Here is a 1,016-nt window from a genome sequence, read left to right on the forward strand (position 1 = left end):
CCACGGCCCGGTGCTGATGGTCGTGGACCAGCCGGCCACCATCGGGGCGCTGCCGGTGGCCGTCGCCCAGGCGACGGAGGCAGTCGCGGTGGCGTACCTGCCGGGCCTGGCCATGCGCCGGATCGCGGACCTGCACCCGGGCACCGCCAAGACCGACGCCCGCGACGCGCTGATCATCGCCGAAGCCGCCCGCACGATGCCGCACACCCTGCGCGACATCCGGGTCGACGAGGAACAGATCGCCGAACTGGGCGTGCTGGCCGGCTTCGACGACGACCTCGCCGCGCAGATCACCGCGACCTCGAACCGGCTGCACGGGATGCTCACCCAGATCCACCCCGCCCTGGAACGAGTGCTGGGGCCGCGGGTGAGCCACCCGGCGGTGGCCGACCTGCTCACCCGCTACCCCACTCCTGCCAAGCTGGCCGCCGCCGGCAGGGGCCATGTGCGGGCACGGCTGCGCAAGCACGCCCCGCGCCTGGCTGAGTCGCTCACGGAGGAGGTCTTCGACGCCCTGGGGCAGCAGAGCGTGGTCGTGGCCGGCACCGAGGCCGCCGCCACCGTCGTGCCGATCCTGGCCGGGCAGCTGGCCGCCCTGATCCACCAGAGGGCCACCGTGGCGACCCAGGTCGAGGCACTGGTGGAGGCCCACCCTCTTCACCCGGTCCTGACCTCGATGCCCGGGGTAGGGGTCAGGACCGCCGCGAGAATCCTCACCGAGGTCGTGGGCAAGGACTTCCCCGACGCCGGGCACCTGGCCTCCTACGCTTCGGATCGCCCCGGTCACCCGTAGGTCAGGCACCTCGATCCGCGGCGAGCACGCCGCCAAGGGCGGGAACAAGCGTCTCAAGAGAGTCTTGTTCCTCTCGGCCTTCGCCTCGCTCAACCACCCACCGTCGAGGGCCTACTACGACCGTAAGAGAGCCCAGGGCAAACGCCACAACCAAGCCATCATCGCCCTCGCCCGCCGACGCACCGACGTGCTGTTCGCGATGCTGCGGGACGGCACCCTCTAC

Annotated in this window: 1 pseudogene; it reads left to right on the plus strand. The window is 71.8% G+C overall.

The features are described 5' to 3' along the window. Nucleotides 1-1,016, plus strand: a pseudogene (locus IEW07_RS20710) (IS110 family RNA-guided transposase); the annotation flags it as partial.

Origin of the sequence: Kocuria dechangensis, from assembly GCF_014636775.1 — a bacterium.
Taxonomy (GTDB): Bacteria; Actinomycetota; Actinomycetes; order Actinomycetales; family Micrococcaceae; genus Kocuria; species Kocuria dechangensis.